Source organism: Stenotrophomonas sp. P5_A9 (assembly GCF_056400525.1).
The window spans coordinates 1-4,817 of record NZ_JBFULC010000118.1 but is presented as its reverse complement, the minus strand read 5'-3'; the positions used below and the strand labels follow the sequence as shown (position 1 = coordinate 4,817).

Below are 4,817 nucleotides of genomic sequence, written 5' to 3'. Positions count from 1 at the left end.
CGGGCGCTCGGGGCGGACATCGGCATCGTCGTCGGCATGGGGCGGGCGGCAGGCAGCGGAGCGGGAGCGGCGGGAGCGGCGATCGGTGCGCGCGTGGGGGCGGGCGCGCTGTCGTGCAGCACCTCGTCCGGCAGGTCGTCCCAGCTGGGGCGGGCGGCGTCGGCAGCGGCTAGAGCAGCCGAGCGTGGCTCGGCTCTACCGGGCGGGCCGAGCGCAGGGTCGTTCATCAGTTCGTCGAGCAGCGCGAGGTTGGCCGGGCTGCCGGGCGAGGTCGGTGTTTGGTGAGCGATCGCGCGGGTATCGACCGGCGGGCCGAGCGCAGGGTCGTTCATGAGTTCGTCGAGCAGCGCGAGGTTGGCCGGGCTGCCGGGCGAGGTCGGTGTTTGGTGAGCGATCGCGCGGGTATCGACCGGCGGGCCGAGCGCAGGGTCGTTCATCAGTTCRTCGAGCAGCGCGAGGTTGGCCGGGCTGCCGGGCGAGGTCGGTGTTTGGTGAGCGGTCGCGCGGGTATCGACCGGGGGGCCGAGCGCGGGGTCGTTCATCAGTTCRTCGAGCAGCGCGAGGTTGGCCGGGCTGCCGGGCGAGGTCGGGGTTTCGTGAGCGATCGCGCGGGTATCGACCGGGGGGCCGAGTGCGGGGTCGTTCATCAGTTCGTCGAGCAGYGCGAGGTTGGCCGGGCTGCCGGGCGAGGTGGGGGTTTSGTGAGCGGTCGCGCGGTTATCGACGGGTGGTCCGAGCGCGGGGTCGTTCATCAGTTCGTCGAGCAGCGCGAGGTTGGCGGGGCTGCCGGGCGAGGTGGGTGTTTCGTGAGCGATCGCGACGCTCTCGGCCGGTGCGCCTAGGGTGGTGTCGACAGCCGCGTCGCGTGTGGCGTCGGCCGCGGGCGCGGTCGAATGGACGAACTCGGCGCTGATCGCCAGCGCGACGCCTGCCGCTTCAGCGCCGTCCTGCGCGACCACCGCGGCCGCCGGGGCGGCGGGCACGTCAGCCGGTGCCGGCGCGGTCGGYACGGCATCGCCGAGCAACTGCTCCAGGTAGTCGTCGAGCACGCCGGCGGTGTTCATGCCGCGCGCTCCATCTGCAGCGCGTCGTCGGCCAGGATCCATTCAAGTGCGCGGCGGTAGGCGGCCAGGCCGCGACCGGGGTAGTCCTCGGACTGCGGCGGCACGGTCAGGCTGGCGGCGTTGCAGATGCGGGTGTCGACCGGGATCGCGTCTTCCCAGACGCGGTGGCCGTGCTTGTCCTGCATCTGCTTGACCGTTTCATTGCCGGCGCGGGTGCGGCGGTCGAACAGCGTCGGCAGGATCGACATCGGCAGCGTGCGGCGACGCGACCGTTCCACCATTTCACCGGTGCGGACCATGCCATCCAGCCCGTGCAGGGCCAGTGGCTCGGCCTGGGTGGGGATGATCAGGCGGTCGGCCGCGGCCAAGGCGTTGATCATCAGCAGGCCCAGGGTGGGCGCGCAGTCCAGCAGGATGTAGTCGTGCTGGCCCTGGTGGCGGCCCAGCGCGTTCTGCAGCGCCAGGCCCAGCCCGGGCTGGTTGGCGCTGCGGCGTTCCAGAGTGGCCAGCGCGGCCTGTGCGCAGACGTAGTCCAGGCCGGGGATGTCGCTTCGGTGGCTGAGCGTGGACAGCTCGGCCGGCGGTGCGCCGAACAGTTCCAGCACGCCCTGCGGCGGCGGATCCAGCGGCACGCCAAAGGCGCGGGTGAGCGAGGAATGCGGATCGAGGTCGATCAGCAACACCCGGTGGCCCAGCGTGGCCAGGCCACGGCCGAGGGCCAGGGAGGTGGTGGTCTTGCCCACGCCGCCCTTCTGATTGGCGATTGCCCAGATGCGCATTCGGTTCACTCCTTCATTGCAGGGGGAACGGCGGCGCCAACGCGGCTGCCGGCCGGCACCGGTGGCAACTGCACCGGGGCGAGGGGGGTAAGGGAGGGGGATGCGGCCTTCGGCGCCGGTGCGGACCCGGCGGTCAGCTGCGGGCCGATCGGGTCCACGCCCTGGGCGGTATCGGCCAGGATGATGACCATGACGCGCCGGTTGCGGTTGCGGCCTTCGGCGCTGGCGTTGTCTTCGCGCGGACGGAACTGGCCATAGCCGACCATCGCCAGCCGCGCCGGCTGCAGGCCCTGGTCGGCGAACAGGTGCACCACGCTGGCCGCGCGCCCGGCCGACAGTTCCCAGTTGGAGGGGAACAGCGAGGTGGCGATCGGGACGTTGTCGGTGTGGCCTTCCACGCGCACGCCATTGGGCGCATCGCGCAGCACCTGGGCCAGCGTGGACAGCGTGTCGCGCGCATGCACGTCCAGCGTGGCCGAGCCGGTGGGGAACAGGATGTCGCTGTTGATCTCCACCTCGATCCACAGCTCGGTGCGGCGCACGGTGATCATGCCGCGATCGATCAGCGGGGCCAGCGTGGCGGTGAGTTTGTCGGCGATGGTGTTGAGCTGGCGCTCGGCGCGCTGCAGCTGTTCCTGGTTGCGCACCGATACCGGCATGCGCATCTGCGAGGCCATCGCCGGCAGCAGCGTGGGGTCGTTGGACGGGGCCGGTGCGGACGGGCCGACGCGGTTGCCGGCCTTGATCACCGACGGGCTGTCCCAGCCGCCGCCCTGCACCTGCTGGTTGCCCACCTGCACCGGGTTGATGGTGCGTGGCGCGCCGCCGAAGGCGGTGGTCAGCGCGTCGGCCATGACCCGGTACTTACCTTCGTTGAGCGAGGAGATGGCGTACATCACCACGAAAAAGGCCAGCAGCAGCGTCATGAGGTCGGCATAGGGAATCGCCCAGGCCTCATGGTTGGCATGCTCTTCGTGGTGCTTGCGACGGGCCATGTCAGTGCAGGAATCCGGACAGGTTGGTTTCGATGTTGCGCGGGTTCTCGCCCTGGGCGATGGAGATCAGCCCTTCGATGATCATTTCGCGGTCGCGGCTGTTGTGGTGGATCACGCTCTTGAGCTTGGCCGACACCGGCAGGAACAGCAGGTTGGCCGAGGCGATGCCGTAGATGGTGGCGGTGAATGCCGCGGCGATGCCGTGGCCGAGCTTGCTTGGGTCGGCGAGGTTCTTCATCACCGCGATCAGGCCCAGCACCGCGCCGATGATGCCCAGGGTAGGGGCGTAGATGCCCATGCCCTCGAACACCTTGGAGGCAGCCAGGTCCTGGTGTTCCTGGCTGCTCAGCTCGATTTCCATCATGTGGCGGATGGTTTCCGGCTCCACGCCGTCCACCAGCAGCTGCAGGCCCTTGCGCAGGAACGGGTCGCTCTGCGCGTCGACCTGCGCTTCCAGGCCCAGCAGGCCCTGGCGGCGGGCGATATTGCTCCACTCGACGATCTGCTTGATCAGGTCGTGGCGGTCGCTGCTGGGCGGCAGGATCACCCAGCGCACGATCTTGAAGGCGTGCTTGAACACCGCCGGGGAGGTGTGCAGCAGGATCGAGGCGATGGTGCCGACAATCACGATCACAAAGGCCGCCGGCGACCACAGCGACGCCAGGCCAGCCCCTTTGAGGATGCTGCCGCCGACCAGTGAGGCCAGGGCGAGGAAAAGTCCAATGAGGCTGAGTCTGTCCATGGGTCCGTTATCGGCTTGTGTGAATGGGACTTGAGACACCGACGGCGGCAGGTGTTGCAGCGGTCACACTTTTATAGGGGTCAGGCGGTCAATCGTGCTGGGTGCGCAACCCGTCCACGTCCAGGATCAACGACATCCGTCCGTCGCCGATCAGGGTCGCGCCGGCATAGCCGCGCAGCCCGCGCAGTGCCTTGGGCAATGGCTTGATCACCACTTCCTCGCGGCCACGGACCTGGTCCACCACCAGCCCGAAGCGGGCTTCGCCGGCCTGCAGCACCACGATGGTGAGCAGCGGCGAGGCCGCCGGTTCCACCGCCAGCCAATGGCGCAGGTCCACCAGCGGCAGGGTGTGCGACTTGCGGTCCAGCACGGCGCGGCCGTCGAACCAGCCCAGCGAGGTGTTGGGGGCGTGCAGCACCTCCATCACGCGCGCCAGCGGCAGGGCGTAGACGTCTTCGCCGGCCTGCACCAGCAGGGTCGGCAGGATCGCCAGGGTGAGCGGGACGCGGATCATGAAGCGGCTGCCGCGGCCCAGTTCGGACTGGATCTGGATCTGCCCGCTGAGTTCGCGGATGCGCGACTGCACCACGTCCATGCCGACGCCGCGGCCGGAAATGTCGGTCACTTCCTGCTTGGTCGAGAAGCCGGGCAGGAACACCAGGTGCAGGCATTCCTCGCTGCTCAGGCGGGCGGCGGCTTCGGGATCGATCAGGCCCTTTTCGCGGGCCTTCTGGCGCAGCCGTTCCGGATCGATGCCGGCGCCGTCATCCTGCACCTCGATGCTGACGTAGTCGCCTTCCTGCTGCGCCGACAGGCGCACGTGGCCGTTGCGCGGCTTGCCTTGGGCTTCGCGCAGGTCCGGGGTTTCGATGCCGTGGTCGATCGCGTTGCGCACCAGATGCACCAGCGGATCGGCCAACGCCTCGACCAGGTTGCGGTCCAGTTCGGTTTCCGCGCCGACCAGCTCCAGTTCCACTTCCTTCTTCAGGTTGCGGGCCACGTCACGGGCAACCTTGGGGAAGCGCGAGAACACCTTGCCGACCGGCTGCATGCGGGTACGCATCACCGCTGACTGCAGGCGGGCGGTGGCGATATCCAGCGTGGACACGGCGCGGTCCAGCTCTTCATCGTGCAGGCGCGCGCGCAGGGTCTTGAGGCGGTTGCGCGAGAGCACCAGTTCGCCGATCAGGTTGACGATCGCGTCCAGGCGCTTGGTATCCACGCGCACGGTGTGCTC

Annotated in this window: 4 protein-coding genes and 1 pseudogene; all 5 read right to left on the bottom strand. The window is 69.2% G+C overall.

Features of this window, described 5'->3' with window-relative positions; translation table 11 throughout:
• Positions 1-1,064, bottom strand: a pseudogene (locus tag AC1DR7_RS19980) (hypothetical protein); the annotation flags it as partial.
• Positions 1,061-1,843, bottom strand: a complete 783-nt coding sequence (locus AC1DR7_RS19975; RefSeq protein ID WP_256776947.1) for a ParA family protein — start codon at positions 1,841-1,843, stop codon at positions 1,061-1,063. The gene AC1DR7_RS19975 and the pseudogene AC1DR7_RS19980, both read right to left, overlap by 4 nt.
• A gap of 5 nt (positions 1,844-1,848) precedes the next feature.
• Complete coding sequence (motD, locus tag AC1DR7_RS19970; RefSeq protein WP_478051155.1) at positions 1,849-2,838, bottom strand: flagellar motor protein MotD; 990 nt, start codon at positions 2,836-2,838, stop codon at positions 1,849-1,851.
• 1 nt (position 2,839) lies between these two features.
• Positions 2,840-3,580 carry a flagellar motor protein gene (locus AC1DR7_RS19965; RefSeq protein ID WP_312237769.1) on the bottom strand — a complete coding sequence of 247 codons (741 nt, stop codon included), beginning with the start codon at positions 3,578-3,580 and terminating at the stop codon, positions 2,840-2,842.
• Between the two features lie 88 nt (positions 3,581-3,668).
• A partial coding sequence (locus AC1DR7_RS19960; protein WP_478076648.1) for a chemotaxis protein CheA occupies positions 3,669-4,817 on the bottom strand: 1,149 nt, incomplete at its 5' end.

Excerpts from the sequence above, each read along its gene's own strand:
- AC1DR7_RS19975 (WP_256776947.1), bottom strand. The coding sequence starts at position 1,843 with ATGCGCATCTGGGCAATCGCCAATCAGAAGGGCGGCGTGGGCAAGACC.
- motD (WP_478051155.1), bottom strand. The coding sequence starts at position 2,838 with ATGGCCCGTCGCAAGCACCACGAAGAGCATGCCAACCATGAGGCCTGG.
- AC1DR7_RS19965 (WP_312237769.1), bottom strand. The coding sequence starts at position 3,580 with ATGGACAGACTCAGCCTCATTGGACTTTTCCTCGCCCTGGCCTCACTG.